Here is a 258-nt window from a genome sequence, read left to right as displayed (position 1 = left end):
TGCGTCGCCAATCCGGCGCAGAAGTTCGACGGCATCGAGCCTCCCGATCGCCGCTGCGAGGCCCCTCGCCTGGGCACGATCCATCGCCCCGATCTTGACCTTATCAAGCGCGGCGAGGAACACCCCTCGCCCGGCATCGCGCTGTGCTTCGCGCGCTGCCTTTTCGGCCACATCGAGTTCAGTCATGCGCTGCTGCAGCTTCGCCCGCTCGCTCGCGATCACGTCGAGCTCACCACCCGTTTTGCGTGCCCTGGCCAA

Annotated in this window: 1 protein-coding gene; it reads right to left on the bottom strand. The window is 66.7% G+C overall.

The features are described 5' to 3' along the window. Positions 1–222: hypothetical protein (locus E4U92_RS35730; protein ID WP_137304594.1), on the bottom strand; the 222-nt coding region annotated here is incomplete at its 3' end. Between the last annotated feature and the right edge of the window lie 36 nt (positions 223–258).

Source organism: Streptomyces galbus, from assembly GCF_005280195.1.
In the GTDB taxonomy this organism is placed as follows: domain Bacteria; phylum Actinomycetota; class Actinomycetes; order Streptomycetales; family Streptomycetaceae; genus Streptomyces; species Streptomyces galbus.
The sequence above is the reverse complement of the archived record's forward strand: the minus strand, read 5'-3'. Positions and strand labels throughout refer to the sequence as shown.